We start from the raw sequence: 15,924 nt of genomic DNA on the forward strand, positions 1-15,924 counted from the left end.
CTTACGATCCGAAGAATGCGGGAAGAGAGCGAACGACCGGGCCGAGCAACGCCGACTTGGCGGAATGACGATAGAACCGCGCATCCTCCTCATCCTGCGTGGACTGCATGCGCTTGTTCCCAACCTCGATAATGCGGTCTCGGTCGCTCCGGCGCTCCTGCTCAGCATCGATCGCCATGCCCGTCGGGCTGTTGGGATCGACGCCGGCAGATGACCGGATGGCGCGAATATTCGCGATCGTGGAGTTAAGCTCCGACCGGTACGAGGCATCGACCTGATCAGCCTGGATCTTGCCAATCTGGGCCGCGCGCTCGGACTGCTGCGCCTTATAGTTCTGTGCGGCCTGATCGCCTTTGCCGCTGATGAAGCCGCTGGCAAGAGAGAGGCCGCCGACGATGAGGGAAACGGGATCTGCAGACATCAGACCGTGATCCTTGTGAAAAGCTCGATGAGGTTGAATGTGCCGGGGAAAGTCGATCCGATCTCGACATCGGGGTCATAGGATCGGCCCATCTCACGATATCGATAGGTGTCATCCCGCGCCGGGACTGGCAGGCTCATATCCTCGCCACCCCGGTAAGAGCCGAACGTGCGATTGCCGCACCGGAACTCCTGGGTGCCGTGGACGGTCAGCAGCATCTTCTCGATTTTGCGGCGGCGCTCGCCCTGCCCGACCGGTTGCCCATCGTCAAAGCGGGTGAACAGCGGATGCAGCGACCATTCATAATCGATGCCGATGATGATCTGGTCATAGTCATCAAAGCCGGAGACGACGCCGTTATCGGCGACTTCGACACCACTGTAATAGAACCCGCCTGCGAGGACAGAAACGGTCTTTCCGGCATAGAACCCGGTGGCGATGCCGCTTAAATCGAGCTTGAGACCGTTGACCAGCAGCAGAGGTGCGCCGTTGTCGAGCTGAAGGAAATCCCCGAAGCTGCTGCCGGAGAAGGTTTGGGCGCAATCCAAAAGCAGACCATAATCCAGCTCTTCCGCCACACCATGCTCGACGCCATCGAAAACATAGGCGCTCATGAACATGACCGACGAGTAGGCGCCGGAGACGCTGAGAATGCGGCCGACGCCCTCCTGCTTCAGCCAGCCGACATAATCCTTGTCGGGATTGAATTGGCCGGTCACATAGGTGCCATCGGCATTCACCGCATAGATCTGCCTTGTGGGGAAGTCGCTGCTGCCGGACGTAGCGGCGATGGACTTCACCCCATTGAACAGGTGGCGGTGCAGCCTGTTAATCTCGTTTGCCACATATGGCCGCGCCGTCTGCCCAGTGGCCGAGATCGCATAGATGCCGGTAGTGGACCTATCGACAAAGATCAGGCCCTCGGTGACCTCGATCGGGCGAACATCCGAAAGCTCCGACGAGAAGACCGGGCGAAACTCCACCGAGCCAGGCTGCAGCGGCGTGCCGACCGATACCGGGATATAGAATACACCACGATCGGTAACGGCAAACTCATCATAGCCGCCGACCACATGATAGACCTGGCACTCGGCGCTGATGAACTCGAGGATGGCATTATCCGGCTCGGCGCCAACGGAACCGTCACGGTTCTCACCGGCCGCCATCCACATCACGGCGTTCTTCTTCTGCTTGAAGTTCGTCATGATAAGCCGTTGACGATCCTTGGAAACGGATCGAGGCCAGCCGCGATAGTCGGAGATGAATTGCTCATCCCACTGCACCACCGCGCCATTCGAAGAGGCGGCGACAGCAGTGATCTTGGCAGATGCCGTCGGGCCTACCAGCGTCTCGCCAACCTGCGGCAGCGTAAGCTTGCCGAGGCCGGTCATGTAAACATTGTTGCCAGAGACATTGACCACCTCGCCCTTGGCATTCGACGTGTCCGTCTGCACGATCTGCCCGACCGAGAAGCCATTCCCATTGTCAACGGTGATCTGGTAGGTATCCGGCAGACGTTCGATCACGCTTGCCCGCGCTTGCGTCGATGACAGGTATTGCGTGATCTTCAGCTGACGGCCGGCGTAACGGAAGATCACGCCGACATGCAGCGGGTTGAGGACTGGCGCATTGAAGGTCACGGTGATGTTGCTGCCGGTCAGCGCCGAAACCACCATCGTAATATTCTGCGTGGACTCGAAGCGATAGAACGGCATGCGGATCGAGCCATCGAGACCGATGGAGAAACTGTAGGGCGTGATGCTCCAGGTAAGCGATCCTTCGGTCACCTTGATGACCTGCGTGTGGCCGCTCCAGGCAACGAAAATCTCGTTGTCCATCGGCTCGAACACAAGGGAATCGAGGTCAGCTTCACCCCACGGCGCCGCAAGACTGGCGACAAGTGCCCCCGTAGGAGTGCGGATCTTCACGCCGCCTGGGATAAATATGATCTTGTAGGCGATACCATCGAACGGCTTAAAATCGCCGCCTATGCCATAATCCTCGAAAAGCAGACGCCGGCCAGGCCGACGCATGAGGCCGCCATTGTGGGTTGCCACAAGGTTTCGGGCATAGCGCACCGCCGACTTCAGCACATCGATGTCATCGCGGCGGATCGCATCGGGGTGGATCTCGCCCGACGAAAAGTCACGCTGGCGGATGATCTGCTCTTGAATGCTCATACCCGGCGTCTCCGACGGGCATCAGCGATCTTCGATTTGTACATATTGCGGGCGGGATTCTGCTGATCGACGTGGGTGCGCGTCTCTTCAAGCAGCGCCTCAGCCCCAGCCTCGCGGGCGGTAGCCTCGCGGAAATCCTCGTTGAGCGATCGAAGGCAGCCGGCCTCGACGTACCGAGTGATGATCTCCTCAGCCATCGGGTGCCAGTTGGCATCGGCCGGCGCCTTTACGACAGCGGCATAGATCTCGGAGTCGTAGCAGCAGGACAGGACATCGCCGATGATCTCATAATCGGTGAAGATATGCGTGCCGTGATAGACTTCCTTGAGGTGGAACATGTCGGGCGGCAGGCGGAAACCGTTCTTCGAATATTTCCGGGACTTATTGTCCGCGTCAGGAACGCGGGTGAGAGCTTCTGTCGTCATCGCGAACGGCCATGTGTGGCGAGACGCGAGGAACCTCACGGCGCGGTCGAAAGCGGTGTTCGCGGCGCGGTATTCATCGGAAGGATCATTGAGGACGTTGACCGTCTCGTTTCCGGTGGCAACCAGCGCATTATTGATGATGGTGAGCTTGTCCATGGCGGCGAGAATGGCGGCATCATCATGCCCCGGCAAAGCACTGCCAGCACGGCACAGAAAAACCCCGGAGCAACGAGAACTCCGGGGTTTCCATCAACCGACCCGTCGCGATGGTGAGGGCGGTTTCAGCCTTTAGCCAGTTCGGCCTTGACGGCTTCTGCCTTCTCGTCATCGGACTTGGCATTGAATGCATCAGCTTCAGGCTTGCGCATGTTGCCGCCGACCTGGGCATTGTTGGCGTCGAAGATCGCCCACCAGCCGCCGGTCTTTTCCTTCGCCATGTAAGGCGCGACCGGTTCCGTGGTCGAGCTAGCAGCCGGCTTGGGAGCATCGACAGGCTTCTTCCACTTCTGCTGACCTTCCCAGGCATGCCGGGCACGCTCGATCTCGCGATCCGTCTTGCCTTCTGCGGCCAACTTGTCGAGGTGATCGCGCATCGCCTCATAGTCCGCCTTCGATGCCTTCTGCACCGATTCAGGGAATGGGCTGGTCTGGTATTCTTCCGGATGATCGCGCAGCGTCTTGCGGGCATCAATCGCGTCCTGCTCGATAATGGAGCCATCGCGGAAGTGGATTTTCATTTTCTCGGGCATCGTACCGATCTCCGGTGGAAACTGAGGATGCCGGGCGCTTAGTAGCGCTCGGCGATCCATGCCTTGAACTGGATGGAGGGAGTGGTGCCGCCGAGGTCCACATAAAGCCGGACATCGGTGTAAACCGTGTCATGCTGCTCTGACGTGAACGGGATTTCGTAGCGGCCGATCACCGAGTTGGCCGGCGCGCCGGGACGTGCAGCGCTCGCACCGAGCGAATACTGCGCCAGCGTTTCCTTCGTGGCGAAGGAATCGTTCGAGCCCTGCAGGAGCAGGTGATAGACCTCATCGGCGGATGAAATATCGATCGCGGAAACGTCCACGATCAGAACGCCTTCGAAGCGGCCAGGGCCGAGCTTCTTGGAGACGTTGGCGGATGCGACCTGCGTGATGCCGTCCGCCGTCATGGCGGCAGCGCCATCGGCAAGAACCAGCTCCAGGTCCTGATTATAAACTCTCTGACCCATTGGTCATTCTCCTCTGCGAAGTTGGCGAAAGCCCGCGCGAGGCGGGCCAACATGGATCAGGCGACGAACGGAGCGTCGGTAATGGAGGTCAGGCGGGTGATGCAGAAATCCGCCTCGTCAACCAGACCAACGTCCCAAGAGACGTTCGTGCCGTAATTGACCGCATCTTCCAGCAGACCCATGTCGCGGGCTTCCATCGGCTTCAACTGAATACCGTGCAGGCCATCGGCGCTGATGTTGGCAACGAACAGCGACGTGCACTGCGCAGCACCACCACCCTGGCCGACTTCGGTGAAGGGCAGAATGACGCCATCGCGGCCCTTCGGATAACCGAAGAGAATGCGCTTGCCGGCATAGCTCATCTTCGGCGTGCCAACCTCATCCCACGACTGGATGACGAAACCGGCGACCGAGGTGTTGCGGGCTGCCTGAATGAAGCGCGGCACCAGATCGAGACCTGCAATGATGTAGTTCGCATTGCGGGTGTTCATGATTGCCTTGTCGAGATTGTAGAGCGACAGGGCAGCGCCGCCGGAAGCGACGGAATTGTGAAGCAGCCGGCCGTTGGCGGCAGTGCAGCGCGCCTTGATGCCATTCGGTTCCTTCGGGTTCGACACGTTGTCGCCGGCAATGAAGGAGTTGGTGAAGAGCCGGGACTGCGCCTTCATCTGCATGGCTTCTTCCTTCGCGCGGCGGCTTTCGCCGTGACGCAGAAGGATGGCCTTATCGACCTTCAGGATGGTGTCGATCGGAAAGCTGGTTTCCTGGAAGGGAGCAATCTTGCCCTTCGAGGAACCGGCACCTTCATTGATCGCGCGGAAGGCGGCACTGCCAACGTCGGTTTCGCGGTAACCCTCGAACGCTGCGCCGGAGAAGCCTTCGAACGGCAGGACTTCGAGGATGTCGGATTCCTTGGCGAATGTCTCGATGAGCGGGCGCTCGATGCTGGTCTTCTCAAGACCCTTGGCATATTCCGGAAGCGTCATAACTTCGGGCATTTCGTCTCTCCTTCAGGCCGTCACTTCTTCGAAGCTTGGCGCGCGTAATTGATGCGTTCCGCGGGAGACATCTTCTCGTACTCCGCATCGGAAAGTTCCTGTTTCCCACCATCGCGACCCGCGCCGGGATTGCCCGGCACGCCACTCCTGTTGAGGCGCATGATCGCCTCAAAGGCTTGGATCTGCTTCGCCGTGAACATCATGGGGGCCAGGGCCTGGGCGAATTCGCCGCCGAGCTTGGCGCCGAGCCATGTGGTGACGGCATTGATGCGCTGATCGGCTTTGTCGCCGAGAGCGGCCCGCTGCTTTGTCGCGGCCTCCTTCAGCGCCGTGGTCTCTGCAATGTCCATCTGCGCGCCGAGGGCAATCAGTCCCTCGAACTGCGCCTGGCTGAAGCCGTTGGCGTGGGCATATTCTCGGGCAGCGCCGATGCGGGGATCGTTTTCATCGATCGGGCTTTCCTGCCCTTCCGGCAGCTCGTACCCTTCGGGGAGCTGAAAATCCTTCGGAAGCGCCACGACATAACCGTCGGCCTTCTCGGGAACCTGGGCGGCGTTGGCATCATGCTCCGCTTTGAAGGCGACCAGCGCGTTGAAGTCGTCGGCTTTGAAACCTTTGTCGGGGTCCCAGAAGTTCTCGGGGATATAATCGGGGCGAGCGGGCTTATCGCCGCCACCCTCACCACCGTTATTTTCACCGCCTGCGTTCTGATCGCCGCCCGCGCCGGAATTATCGCCGCCGGCACCACCGTCACCACCGCCGCCGGCACCTTCATCAGGGGCCAGCATGATGCGGGGACCGCGCATGGTGGCAAAGACGAATGCACCGGGGCTACGCCCGGCCGGCCGGCCCATGCCGCCGATTTCGTCTCTGTTGTGCTCTCGGTCCATTCCGTCGCTCGGGTTCAATGCCTTCGGGTCCATCGCGTTTTTCCGCCTCTGCCATCGCAATCAGATCGGCTGCGAATTTGCGGCGCTCATCATGACGGTGCAAAGCACTGGCATCTTGAGGCCCAGCGATCTCTTCGAGGATGGACTGAAGCGCATCGAAAAACGGCTGTCCCTCGGGCTGGCGGGCGAACCAGCGGACGGCGTGTTTCACTTCTTCGTCGGAAAGTTTGAGCTTTGTCATGAGCGCAGGCTATGAATGCCGTTGCGCACCGGCAAAGCACTCCCCATCAAATGATGATGGGGCGATGGGGTGTCAGTTGACCGTGATCGGAGCAGTAGCCTCAAGCGGGAAGCTCACAGCGCCGGTTCCGTCACCGGCAACGCCGAGCGTTGGGAATTTTGATGCCGCATTATCCATCGGCACCGTAGCGGGGTCCCATCCTCTGCCAAAGAGGAACTGCATCGTAGTCGCGCCAACACATGCACTGTTCAGTGACAACAGAACCGATGCTGCGCTTTCCTTCGTCGCAGTGACGGTCTTGGCGCCGACGCTATCTTTGACATAGAAGCCGCAATCGCCGGCTCCCATCGTGATATCGTCACCGCCGCAACCAACTGGATACTCGATCGCCACACGGACGGCGGTCTTGGCGCCGCTGGTGAAGACCGCGCTCGCAACGCGAGGACCGCGCCAGTATGGAACACTGCCTGGCTTCAGGATGTTCGCCTCGATCAGGGCAAGACGACGAGCATAGCGCTTCATGCTGGCGTCGTCCGGATGAACCACGTCGAGCAACACTTCATCATAGGTGATGTGCGCCAGCGTCAGGTTGGGCACTTCCGCAGCGAGCTGCAGTTGGGCTTGACGAACTGCCTCGGCTCCGGCGTCATTTCCGCCGACCTTCGCAAGTACCGCCATGACGATTGGGGCATTAGGACGGCCGGCATTGGCGCGCATCAGCGACCATGTGTTTTTCATGCCGTCCTTGTATTTCTGGACCGTAGCCGTTCCAAAAAGCGGATCGCCAGAAGCGCCGTTCGCCGTTGAAGCGTCAGCTCCTAGGCCAAGTGCCTCCTGCTGTCCGTGATCAGTAAATATGATCGAAGGGCGTCGGCGATGCGCAGAGGCAAGCACAGCCGCTTGGGCTGCGGTAAGATCAGGGCCGGCACCAGCCATGTCCGCAAGGCTCGTGTCTTCATACCAGTAGTTCTGGAACGAGGTCGTACTGCGAGCTGCCTTCTGAACAGCCGATCCGCCATAGAACGTGCCATTGATATCTGGAGCTCCGTTCGCCCCGTTGTTCGATCCGCCGGGGTTAAGCGGGACCGCGCGGAAGTCGTCGGTAGCGGTATGCCCAATGTAAGCTCGCACCAGCGTCGGGAAGTTGGAAAAGCCAGAAGCGTTCGCAACGTTATAGGCCTGGGTCCAAAACAGCCCGGCAAGGCTCTGGCCGAGAACGAATTGGTTCCAGATGCTGGGGATCACCGGATCGCCAAGCGCATTGAAGAACGTTCCGCAGTTCTTCATGATACCGAGGATTTCAGCGTCCGCAAGCGCGGCCTGATAGAACAGATACTCTTTCCATTCCACATTGGCCGTATTGCCAACGGCGGCACTTGTGCCGTTACATGCGAGCCACACCTTGACCGACGTCAGCTGCGGGACCGTCAGCGTTTCTTCACCGATCTTGGTCTGGCCGCAGAACATCGAGACCTTTTGACCTTCGAAGCGTAGTGCAAAGGTACGCAGTCGATTCCACGTCGTAGACCTTTCGATAAGGCCGCCCGAAACATCACCGACCGCGCAGACATCTCCATATCGAGGGTCTGACGAACTTGTCGCATCTGTTGCCGCTGTCGCAAGGAACTGATGCGATTTGTCGCCCGTCGTCGGAGCCTGGCCAAAGCCTAGAAGCGTGCCGCAAAGGGTTGAAACCGAACCTGGTTGCGTCGATCCGAAAGCTGTGCCACCCCACCCACGGATCGACGCAACAACGATAACCGTAAGGACGTCAGTGGGGTTGCCGATGCTAAATGGACCGGCTGAGTTTGCAACTACAGGATCAGTAGAAAGCCCGTAACCATTGACCGTCATGCGATGGCCAGGTGAGCCGCCGTCGCCCGTCGCGGCCCGCTGGGTTCTAGGCCCGGTTGAACTGGCGCCCGGCGTAACATGAAATCCATTGCCAGACTGGTCATAAACCTGCCGCGTGCGGAACTCGGTTGCGCCAGCCGTCAGGTTGAAGCGCGTTGCCATTGCAGCGTCATCAACGAGACTGTTCAGGCTGGCATCCGTGAAGTTGATGTCGGTGTTGGTCGTGTTGTTGTCTGTCGAAACCTTCATCGCTGGGCCGGCATAGCCAGTCTTCACGCGACGGACGCTATATGCAGCCCTGAGCGGCGCCGAGGCAGCGTCGGGCGCTATGGCTACAATGGGAGCCGGCCCCCCACCGCCCTTACCTGGGGAGGCGAGGCCGAGGCCGAGATTATGGCCGAAGAGAATCCCCGTCATCTCAGCCCACCAGCCATTCGGCCGACTTGCCGTCAGTGCCCTGATCGATGACGACTGCCGTGAGGCCCTGATATTGAGCCGTGGTCGAAGGCGAACCACGCAGCGTTCCACCGGCCTGCGCCGAGAACGTCACAGCCCCAGCCCCATACTGCACGCCGCGCACGGCATAGCCGATCGGCAGATCATTGCGCAGTGTCACAGCAACAGCCGTCGCATCCGAGAGCAGCTTGATCTTCCCGTTGTCGGAATGTGCTGGAGTCCAGGAATTCGCGGTCAGTTTCTCGACAACGGCGAGCGCCGACATGCTGCCCTCATTGCCGGAGATATCCTTGCCATAGAGCCGGTGAAGATTGCGAGGTGTCGCATAGCGCTCGGCATCGCTCTGATAGTCGCCCATCACTGGCCTCCTTGTCCGCCTGGGATGGCGCCGGCATCCTGTGCCGCGCCCAAAACTGTTTGGAGAAGCTCATCGACAGTGGCCTGATCGCGCAGCACCACCAGCTCATCCTTCATCGCGTTCTTGAAGTTCTCGGCAGTCTTGCGCTCATCTATCGCAGCGGCAGAGGTCTGCGGGAAATATGTCTTCATCATCGTCAGCAGATTACCGGCGACCTGTATTTTCTGATTGTCCGCTGCCTGCGTAGCCGGATTGTTCGGCACCAACGTGAGCTTCCGGCCGCCGATCTTGATGTCATCGATTTTGCCGTCTTTGGTCAGCAGCCACTCGAAGCGGCGATAGACCTGATACGGACCTTCCAGCCAGAACTTCTTCCCAGGCGTACCGATGCGGCGCTGGGCCTTGACCATCTCGTCAGCCCATTGCGTGGCTGTCGGCGGCGTGTCGCCCTTCTGCTCGGGATAGTCGGCGAAATGCTTTCGCTTGATGCGGCGTTCCAGATCCGAGGCTGCATAGAACCCCAGATCAGGATCGCCCTCGAAATAGAGCTTGGCGACATCGCGGCCGGAGCCGGGGCGCATCGGGTATGCCTTGCCGGCCTCGATGCCACCCTCGAAATCCATGACACCATCATCGGGATAGCCGATCGGCGGCGCAATGGCGATATCGACGCGATCCTGCGTGGCTGCCGTGATGACATCGAGGACGCGATATTCCTGCAGCGCCTTGATCGATGGGCCAAAACCCCACGAAAAGCATGGATCTGGGGAGATGCGCGCCACGATCAGCGGTAGGCAACCCTCGCCTTCGAGCAGGACGTGGTGAATTGCAATCTTGTCGATCAGGACAACATGTTCCCAGCGGTCGATCTCTGGATCTGACCAATCGCGCCAGAAGCACCACACAACTTCGAACGTGCTATTCTTCTCATCCGCAAGCTTTTTTGTGATCTTCGCTGGCAGCGCCATGCCAGGCAGCACGGACTTGAGCTTTGCCCCCTTTACCCAGCGGACGCGGAAACGGTCACCAACGGAGCCGTCGGCCTCGACGTTGATTTCGAGCTCGTTCGGCGGTACCGCCGAAACCTGCACTGGTTTCGTGTTGAACGGCTTGTCGATCCACCATGAAACGGTACCGACGGCTGCGTGAGGATCGAGGACCGTACCGAGTTCGGCCTCAAAATTCGAGGCCCGGATAGAGCTGAAAATCTGATTGTCTCGATCGCGAATTCTCTGCTCAATATCAGGGCGAGCGCCTTCCTTGATTTCGGCGGCCTCGCTATCATCAAGGCTCGCCTCAACCCATTTAGTGCCCTGCGGGAAGAACGCGGCAACGCATTCGGTCGCGAAATCTTCCGACACTTCAGGCCCGATGCCGGTGGCGAGATCGTCAGCCTCGTCATCGCGCTTTTTCTTCGCCTTGCTGGTCGATGTCAGATTGTAGGCCAGCCGGGTTTTCGTGAAGAAATAGGCTTCCTGAAGGTCTTTCAGAGCCTCGGTCTTCTGCGCCCTCGCCTCGGCAAGACGCCGGCAAGCCTCTTCGCTGACTTCCTTGTCGGGGAACTCAGGCGGTTTCGGCGCAAGCTTTGCGGGAGCGCGGGCCAATCCGGATTACCTCGCCAGCGACACGAGCGGCGACTGCGTGACGCCCGCAAGCGCCTGGCGCGTGCCGAAGTAGCGCAGCGCCTTGTCGGTCTGCGTGGACAACGTGTCCTGGATGGTGTCGATTTTTTCCTGCCGCGCGGCTTCCTGCTGGCGCTGTACTTCAGGATCAGGAGCTGCGGGCTTGGGTGTTTTCTGCTTCATTTCCCTGTCCATTCGGCTCGATAATCTGACCGCCGTGGGCCAGACATTGCCGAAACAGGGCATCAGGGCGCAAAGCACTGGACCGGAGACCGACCAGATGCGCGATCGACGGGACGCACCAGCCGCCGACGGCAAAATTGACCGCCATATCCTGCCCGATGGGTTTTGCCATGCGCACCACCGTGTTTCCGGTGGCATATTCGCCGATCAGGATATCGGCCTCATGGTTGCCGACGACGAAAATGTGCGACCGGTCCAGATTCCAGTCGTAAAACACCCACGACTGCGCCCTTTCCACGAATCCGAAGGCGGAAACGTGCTTGAAGCGCCCCGGCACCAGCCATTTGATCCAGCGCCGCGAGGCAACGGGGCAAAAAACCAGAAACCAGTCCTTCGGCTCGCACTCGGAGAGCCGCAATCCGCCCGGAAAAACGTCAGAAGCCACCGCGCCGCCTCGATTTCTTGTGAAACTTGATATCGATCGGTGCTTTTCGCCCGTTATGGCTGCCGCCGATCACCGCTCTGCCCTCGCCAGCGCCCAAAACCATGTATTGGCAGGCATCTGCGATGTCGGAATAGCGATCCTTGAACGGCTTTTCATCATGCCGTGACGTGCCGGAAATGCGCTTGAAGTGGTAGCCGCCGGCCATCGCCACTTTCAGCGTCCGGCAGTTTGTGCCACACACCAGCAAGCGCGGCTGCCCGTTCACCATGGTGATCATGGCATACTCGACTGCCTCGATGCGGGTCTGGATGTGGTTGTTCTTGACCGGCGCCGGCCGCACCGGCATGCCGTGATGGCGGAAAACGTCATATGCCGTCGTTTCGTCAGCCTGCGTGCCGTCCTCACCCTTCGGATCGCCGAAGAACTCGACCGCATAGCCGTCCGTCTCGCCACGATTTCCGGCCGGATGCCAGTTGCCCAGCCGCCGATCGAGCAACTGCTTGACAAGGGGCGCAAAGATCGATGCGCCGGCATCGCGGGCCGTCAGCTCGGCGAAGATCCGCCAGCGATTGTTGACCAGCTGCCCGACGACACACGCGGGATTGCGCCCGAAGTCGAGGCCCACATAGACCGGCCAGCCGGCGATTGGCTCAAGCGGCTGCTTCGAGACGTGACTATCCTCGTTGAACTGCTGCCAGACCGCCTTGCCGTCTACATAGACCGTGATCTTGTTCAGGACGCGGGAATCGATCCATTGCTTGGTCTTGCCCTTGATCTTTTCCGCGTAATAGCCCGGCTTCAGCCATTTCGTGTTCTCGGCGCGCGGGTTCATCTCGTACCCGATCAGCATGCCGGCGGCATCCTTGATCTCCAGCATCGATGGCGGCTGCACGTGATAGCCCCAGTTATCGGGCTTTCGATAGGCAAGCCGCTCCTCTTCCGTCCAATCGTCCGGAAGAGGCACCTCGCCCATCATCAGCGGAATGAAATGATCCTCGCGCGGCGCGTTCATGTCGGCAATCACGCCGTCCCACGTCGCCCCGCCGTCCTTCACCGCCGGATATCGGCCGGTACGGGACTCGGCCTCATCCAGGATCGCCTTCTCGATAAACTCGAGCTCGTTGAACCATATGCCGGTAAATTCGAACGATCGCAGCTTGCGGATATCGTCCTCGCTGTCGAGCGCGAGGAAGATCACCTCCATCTCGACATCGCCTATGCGGATGATGTGACGGAACGGACGATCCCAGTAAAACCGCCCGTACATCTCCTCGGGAAACCAGTCGAGCCAGGATTTGACCGTGGTGTTCTTCAGGTCAGGAAACGTGTTGCGGCAGACCGCCCAGCGCGTTCTCCGCAGCCCGTCGGCATTCGGCCGCTGCTCACACGAGATCATCCACATTTTCTGAATGCAGGCCGTCGATGTGCCCGACCCGATCGAGCCGCGGACGATGCTCACATGCTTGCGGCACCGCATGAACTGACGCAAAACCCGACCGTCGGGCCGGTAAATCTTCCGGCCCTGCGGGTCGAGCTGGATGGTGGGGAGTTCAGCCGGGCGATCCGGCTCGATAATCTGCATGGTCAGTCGGCGAGCTCGAACTGGCTTTCGAATACGCCATGCCGCAGCGTCGTCAGCATCCCGTCGCCGCGGTGAATGATCCAGTCGCCCTCATCGATCTGCACCAGCGAACCGAAATCGGACGCCATCACATACCAGCCGCCGGCCTGCTTCGTGATCATGTCGGCGCGCAACGCTTCCAGATACCAATCCGGCGCCGGGTCAGTCGGCTCTTCCAGAAACTGCCATGCTTCGACCGTCTCGGCAGCATCCTCAATTCTGCGGTAAGTGGGCATCGTCGTTCTCCATCGCTGAGATGCCCAATCATCACGATGGCGGCTTATGCTGACAAAGCACTCAGGTCAGTATCGCCCAGATCAGCCACGCGATGAGCGAGACGATCAGCGCCGCTCCCAGAACGACAAGCCCGACAACCGCGTTTCCAATCGACGCGTAATCGCCGTGGCCGCCCTCAGTCCGGCACATCCCACCCGCAACGATGAAAGCGATAAGCGTGATCGCCATCGGCAAAATCCACCAGCCCAAACTAATCGTCACGGTCATCGCGTTTCTCCAATGGATGAAAAAAAATCTGAGGCCGAACGTTCCTAGATGCGCCTCTTGTTCGTGAGGGTGGAACTGGGAAACTCGCGGCCAATTTTGCCCCCACCCCGCCATCTGAGGCTCGAAATCGAGAACAGACCGGGTACGGGGCCGCGTTCCTCACTCATCGTCGGGAACGTCACGCTGATACGGTAAGGCGTTATCGCCATGTTGCTCCAGATGCCTTATCTGAAGCAGCTCATCCGCATCATCCGGCCTCAGGTCGATCACGTATCCCGGCGTCACGTTCAGCGTGTTGTTGATCTGCGTGTTGTTGATCACGGTCGCACCCACCTGATGAGCGCCTCTATCCATACCGTCCAAGTACTTAGAGGCGTCCAGCGCCACACGCTCACTGCCCGCTTTCTCGCTCAGATCGATGATCTTACGCAGCGCGCGGGGTCTCGCGCTGGTTCTCAACACCTCCTGGCACTGATTGAAGTAAGCAAGCACATCCGGCTTGATGAAGGACTTGCGGAGGTATTCGTCGGAGACGCCGACGCTTTTGGCGGCCTCGCTGCGTGTCTGTCCCTCGAACACCATCAGTTCGACGGCGGCCTGAACGTTGTCGCTCATGACCGGCTCTTTTTTTTCTTTGCGGAGGATGGCTGCTGCCTTCTGGCCTGCTCTTGAGAGGGACTGCGCTGTCTGCTTGGAGGGGAAGGCCATCGCTTGCGCTCCGTCCTTTCTGGAGAGGTCTGTGGGTGGGGATTGCGAGGGGAGAGCCGCGCGATGGAAGCATGCCGCCGGAAACGTTGTCAAAGCACAGGTTTTTAGTGTTGAGTTATCAATAGGTTGGCTGACGGGCTATTTTGGGCCGAAAATGACGCCCTCCAAAACGATGCGATTATTGCATGTTGGGCCTTTGCGAGTCGGTGCAATTGTTACATTGATTTGCGGATGTTTCGATGCGATTATCGTATGCCGCATTTTGAGGATTACATGACCGAGAAGCCGGATAAGAGCGAGCCCGAGCACGTGCGGGCCAGATATTGGCGTGAGCATGTGGCGAAGATGTCTCGCCCTGCGTTGGCTGAGGCGATCGGGTATTCTGTGTCGACCATTGGCGACATGGAAGCCGGGATGAACAGGATCACGAAGAAGCCCATAGAGCCGGCAGCCATGAAGCGATATCGCCTGCTGTGTGCGACTGTGGGGCTGGATATCGAGTTTGATTGGGATGAGATGGAAATGATCATCGTTGAGCCGGTACTGCTCAGGATGTGGGGCAAGCTGAAGGCGAAAGGGAAGAAGAAATGACCATGATCGAGCGCATTGCTGCCTTCCTGAAGGATCGCGATGAGTGCCTGACACCAGATGAGGCAGATGATGCGGAGCGCATCGAGAGTGCGCGAGAGATACTGCGGGCTGTCATTGGGCCGGAGCGATCGATTGACCTTGCTGAGATCCTGGCGGCGATCGGCGAGGAAAGCATGATCATGCAGCCTGGCATAACCATGACAATGAAGCACGAACCGCGGCCGAAAGGCGCATGCCGGGCATGTGGTGCCACGCAGACGCTACGGGGGAAGCCGTTGACCGGCCGCTATTGCTCGCCACGATGCAGAGAGGCAGGGCCATCACGCTATACAGGCCCATTTGAGGTGCGCAGATGACCATTCCCGATTTCTGGCTTGGACACCACCAGAGCCAACAGGTGAAGGCACAGGAGATACTGGATCGCATCAAACCGACGATCATCGGCATCGATATTGGCACCATAGATGCGTCATGCGAGGCAGTATTTGAGCAGCAGCCGGATGGTTCGCTCAAGCTGATCGAGATGCACACCTATTACCGCACGATCGACGGCTGAACGTGTTCAACCGCTACACGCCACATCTTATCATCATGGTCATGCTCGGCCTTGCGGTGCTGCTATATCACCTGTCGATGTGGCTGTGGTCGTTGCTGCCGAGTTGATGGCATGATGAGAACACGCTTTTCACGCCTCGACCTGCTTCTTCTTGCGCGGACGGCGCGGCAGATCCACCAGCACGATTCCAACCTTTAGCCCGCCGATCCACAGCGGGAATATCTCAGGACCGAGCCCGCGGCCTTGCGGCCGGCCGAAATTCTCCAGCTTCGACGTGTAGCCCTCCTGCATGCCTGATCGTGCATCCAGCTCGATCGAGGAGATGCCGAGCTTGTTGCGGCGATCGGTCAGCGCGGACACGAGCTGATCGTAATCGGTGATGACGCCGGATACCGGCTTGAGGCCGACAAGCTTTCCGTCGAGATCCGGATCATGGCCGCCGCGGGCCGCTTCCCACTTCGCCAGATCATATTCGCTGAAGTACCGGCGCTTGTTGATGATGACCGGCTCCGGGAATGTGGCATCGGCCTTCATCCACCGCCAAAGGGTGTTGCGAGCAATGCCGAAACGCGCACAAACATCCTCGACCGGCAGATATTTTTCGTTTTTCGCCAACGCGTTCATGTTCCAAACCGTTCCAATGCGTTCCACTACG

The 15,924-nt window shown here is 59.4% G+C and carries 21 protein-coding genes; 4 read left to right on the forward strand and 17 right to left on the reverse strand.

The genetic code is table 11. The annotated features are described in order from the left end of the window. Position 1 precedes the first annotated feature (1 nt). From FHT78_RS26505 to FHT78_RS26535, 7 genes are all read right to left on the reverse strand, one after another. Positions 2–421, reverse strand: coding sequence for a hypothetical protein (locus tag FHT78_RS26505; protein WP_246715429.1), 420 nt, complete (start codon positions 419–421; stop codon positions 2–4). Then, on the reverse strand, positions 421–2,601 hold the full coding sequence (locus FHT78_RS26510; protein ID WP_183749535.1) for a hypothetical protein: 2,181 nt from the start codon (positions 2,599–2,601) through the stop codon (positions 421–423). Before FHT78_RS26510 ends, FHT78_RS26505 begins: the two co-directional genes overlap by 1 nt. Beyond that, positions 2,598–3,218, reverse strand: a complete 621-nt coding sequence (locus tag FHT78_RS26515) for a hypothetical protein (RefSeq protein ID WP_246715430.1) — start codon at positions 3,216–3,218, stop codon at positions 2,598–2,600. Before FHT78_RS26515 ends, FHT78_RS26510 begins: the two co-directional genes overlap by 4 nt. Before the next feature lie 89 nt (positions 3,219–3,307). After that, positions 3,308–3,775: a hypothetical protein gene (locus tag FHT78_RS26520; protein ID WP_183749536.1), complete on the reverse strand. Its 468-nt coding sequence runs from the start codon at positions 3,773–3,775 to the stop codon at positions 3,308–3,310. Positions 3,776–3,813: 38 nt separating this feature from the next. Next, positions 3,814–4,242: a hypothetical protein gene (locus FHT78_RS26525; RefSeq protein WP_183749537.1), complete on the reverse strand. Its 429-nt coding sequence runs from the start codon at positions 4,240–4,242 to the stop codon at positions 3,814–3,816. A gap of 56 nt (positions 4,243–4,298) precedes the next feature. Then, positions 4,299–5,240 carry a major capsid protein gene (locus FHT78_RS26530; RefSeq protein WP_183749538.1) on the reverse strand — a complete coding sequence of 314 codons (942 nt, stop codon included), beginning with the start codon at positions 5,238–5,240 and terminating at the stop codon, positions 4,299–4,301. 20 nt (positions 5,241–5,260) lie between these two features. Then, positions 5,261–6,163 (reverse strand): hypothetical protein, encoded by a 903-nt coding sequence (locus tag FHT78_RS26535; protein WP_246715431.1) that lies wholly within the window; start codon positions 6,161–6,163, stop codon positions 5,261–5,263. Positions 6,164–6,221: 58 nt separating this feature from the next. Here FHT78_RS26535 and FHT78_RS26540 point away from each other — a divergent pair, with 58 nt between their 5' ends. After that, entirely contained in the window at positions 6,222–6,386 is a 165-nt protein-coding gene (locus FHT78_RS26540) for a hypothetical protein (protein WP_183749539.1), read from the forward strand. A gap of 57 nt (positions 6,387–6,443) precedes the next feature. Here FHT78_RS26540 and FHT78_RS26545 read toward each other — a convergent pair whose 3' ends face one another. The 9 genes from FHT78_RS26545 to FHT78_RS26585 form a co-directional block, all read right to left on the reverse strand. After that, positions 6,444–8,642, reverse strand: coding sequence for a hypothetical protein (locus FHT78_RS26545; RefSeq protein WP_183749540.1), 2,199 nt, complete (start codon positions 8,640–8,642; stop codon positions 6,444–6,446). Between the two features lies 1 nt (position 8,643). Next, a complete protein-coding gene (locus FHT78_RS26550) occupies positions 8,644–9,039 on the reverse strand; it encodes a hypothetical protein (RefSeq protein WP_183749541.1) in 396 nt (131 codons plus the stop codon). Then, positions 9,039–10,643 (reverse strand): portal protein, encoded by a 1,605-nt coding sequence (locus FHT78_RS26555; protein WP_183749542.1) that lies wholly within the window; start codon positions 10,641–10,643, stop codon positions 9,039–9,041. Before FHT78_RS26555 ends, FHT78_RS26550 begins: the two co-directional genes overlap by 1 nt. A gap of 6 nt (positions 10,644–10,649) precedes the next feature. Continuing rightward, on the reverse strand, positions 10,650–10,844 hold the full coding sequence (locus tag FHT78_RS26560) for a hypothetical protein (RefSeq protein ID WP_183749543.1): 195 nt from the start codon (positions 10,842–10,844) through the stop codon (positions 10,650–10,652). After that, the gene (locus FHT78_RS26565) at positions 10,810–11,262 is read right to left on the reverse strand and encodes a hypothetical protein (RefSeq protein ID WP_210289945.1); all 453 of its coding nucleotides are present in this window, start codon (positions 11,260–11,262) and stop codon (positions 10,810–10,812) included. The genes FHT78_RS26560 and FHT78_RS26565 overlap by 35 nt, the downstream gene beginning before the upstream one ends. Before the next feature lie 16 nt (positions 11,263–11,278). Beyond that, positions 11,279–12,871, reverse strand: coding sequence for a hypothetical protein (locus FHT78_RS26570; RefSeq protein ID WP_183749545.1), 1,593 nt, complete (start codon positions 12,869–12,871; stop codon positions 11,279–11,281). A 2-nt stretch (positions 12,872–12,873) separates the two neighbouring features. Next, complete coding sequence (locus FHT78_RS26575) at positions 12,874–13,146, reverse strand: hypothetical protein (RefSeq protein WP_183749546.1); 273 nt, start codon at positions 13,144–13,146, stop codon at positions 12,874–12,876. Positions 13,147–13,207: 61 nt separating this feature from the next. Then, positions 13,208–13,414, reverse strand: coding sequence for a hypothetical protein (locus tag FHT78_RS26580; protein ID WP_183749547.1), 207 nt, complete (start codon positions 13,412–13,414; stop codon positions 13,208–13,210). A gap of 159 nt (positions 13,415–13,573) precedes the next feature. Beyond that, positions 13,574–14,122, reverse strand: a complete 549-nt coding sequence (locus tag FHT78_RS26585; RefSeq protein WP_183749548.1) for a hypothetical protein — start codon at positions 14,120–14,122, stop codon at positions 13,574–13,576. A gap of 273 nt (positions 14,123–14,395) precedes the next feature. On the opposite strand from FHT78_RS26585, the gene FHT78_RS26590 reads away from it, so the two are divergent. The 3 genes from FHT78_RS26590 to FHT78_RS26600 are packed head-to-tail and all read left to right on the forward strand — an operon-like array spanning position 14,396 to position 15,269. Beyond that, complete coding sequence (locus FHT78_RS26590) at positions 14,396–14,713, forward strand: helix-turn-helix transcriptional regulator (RefSeq protein WP_183749549.1); 318 nt, start codon at positions 14,396–14,398, stop codon at positions 14,711–14,713. Further along, positions 14,710–15,069, forward strand: a complete 360-nt coding sequence (locus FHT78_RS26595) for a hypothetical protein (RefSeq protein ID WP_183749550.1) — start codon at positions 14,710–14,712, stop codon at positions 15,067–15,069. Before FHT78_RS26590 ends, FHT78_RS26595 begins: the two co-directional genes overlap by 4 nt. Beyond that, positions 15,066–15,269 carry a hypothetical protein gene (locus FHT78_RS26600; RefSeq protein ID WP_183749551.1) on the forward strand — a complete coding sequence of 68 codons (204 nt, stop codon included), beginning with the start codon at positions 15,066–15,068 and terminating at the stop codon, positions 15,267–15,269. Before FHT78_RS26595 ends, FHT78_RS26600 begins: the two co-directional genes overlap by 4 nt. A gap of 129 nt (positions 15,270–15,398) precedes the next feature. Here FHT78_RS26600 and FHT78_RS26605 read toward each other — a convergent pair whose 3' ends face one another. Then, a complete protein-coding gene (locus FHT78_RS26605; RefSeq protein WP_348644767.1) occupies positions 15,399–15,920 on the reverse strand; it encodes a helix-turn-helix domain-containing protein in 522 nt (173 codons plus the stop codon). Between the last annotated feature and the right edge of the window lie 4 nt (positions 15,921–15,924).

The organism is Rhizobium sp. BK196 (genome assembly GCF_014193255.1).
Classification (GTDB): Bacteria; Pseudomonadota; Alphaproteobacteria; order Rhizobiales; family Rhizobiaceae; genus Rhizobium.

Coding starts and splice junctions, on each gene's coding strand:
- FHT78_RS26570 (WP_183749545.1), bottom strand. CDS start 12,871: ATGCAGATTATCGAGCCGGATCGCCCGGCTGAACTCCCCACCATCCAG.
- FHT78_RS26550 (WP_183749541.1), bottom strand. CDS start 9,039: ATGGGCGACTATCAGAGCGATGCCGAGCGCTATGCGACACCTCGCAAT.
- FHT78_RS26590 (WP_183749549.1), top strand. CDS start 14,396: ATGACCGAGAAGCCGGATAAGAGCGAGCCCGAGCACGTGCGGGCCAGA.
- FHT78_RS26600 (WP_183749551.1), top strand. CDS start 15,066: ATGACCATTCCCGATTTCTGGCTTGGACACCACCAGAGCCAACAGGTG.
- FHT78_RS26510 (WP_183749535.1), bottom strand. CDS start 2,601: ATGAGCATTCAAGAGCAGATCATCCGCCAGCGTGACTTTTCGTCGGGC.
- FHT78_RS26535 (WP_246715431.1), bottom strand. CDS start 6,163: ATGGACCCGAAGGCATTGAACCCGAGCGACGGAATGGACCGAGAGCAC.
- FHT78_RS26560 (WP_183749543.1), bottom strand. CDS start 10,844: ATGAAGCAGAAAACACCCAAGCCCGCAGCTCCTGATCCTGAAGTACAG.
- FHT78_RS26575 (WP_183749546.1), bottom strand. CDS start 13,146: ATGCCCACTTACCGCAGAATTGAGGATGCTGCCGAGACGGTCGAAGCA.
- FHT78_RS26585 (WP_183749548.1), bottom strand. CDS start 14,122: ATGGCCTTCCCCTCCAAGCAGACAGCGCAGTCCCTCTCAAGAGCAGGC.
- FHT78_RS26520 (WP_183749536.1), bottom strand. CDS start 3,775: ATGCCCGAGAAAATGAAAATCCACTTCCGCGATGGCTCCATTATCGAG.
- FHT78_RS26505 (WP_246715429.1), bottom strand. CDS start 421: ATGTCTGCAGATCCCGTTTCCCTCATCGTCGGCGGCCTCTCTCTTGCC.
- FHT78_RS26580 (WP_183749547.1), bottom strand. CDS start 13,414: ATGACCGTGACGATTAGTTTGGGCTGGTGGATTTTGCCGATGGCGATC.
- FHT78_RS26530 (WP_183749538.1), bottom strand. CDS start 5,240: ATGCCCGAAGTTATGACGCTTCCGGAATATGCCAAGGGTCTTGAGAAG.
- FHT78_RS26540 (WP_183749539.1), top strand. CDS start 6,222: ATGACGGTGCAAAGCACTGGCATCTTGAGGCCCAGCGATCTCTTCGAG.
- FHT78_RS26545 (WP_183749540.1), bottom strand. CDS start 8,642: ATGACGGGGATTCTCTTCGGCCATAATCTCGGCCTCGGCCTCGCCTCC.
- FHT78_RS26595 (WP_183749550.1), top strand. CDS start 14,710: ATGACCATGATCGAGCGCATTGCTGCCTTCCTGAAGGATCGCGATGAG.
- FHT78_RS26525 (WP_183749537.1), bottom strand. CDS start 4,242: ATGGGTCAGAGAGTTTATAATCAGGACCTGGAGCTGGTTCTTGCCGAT.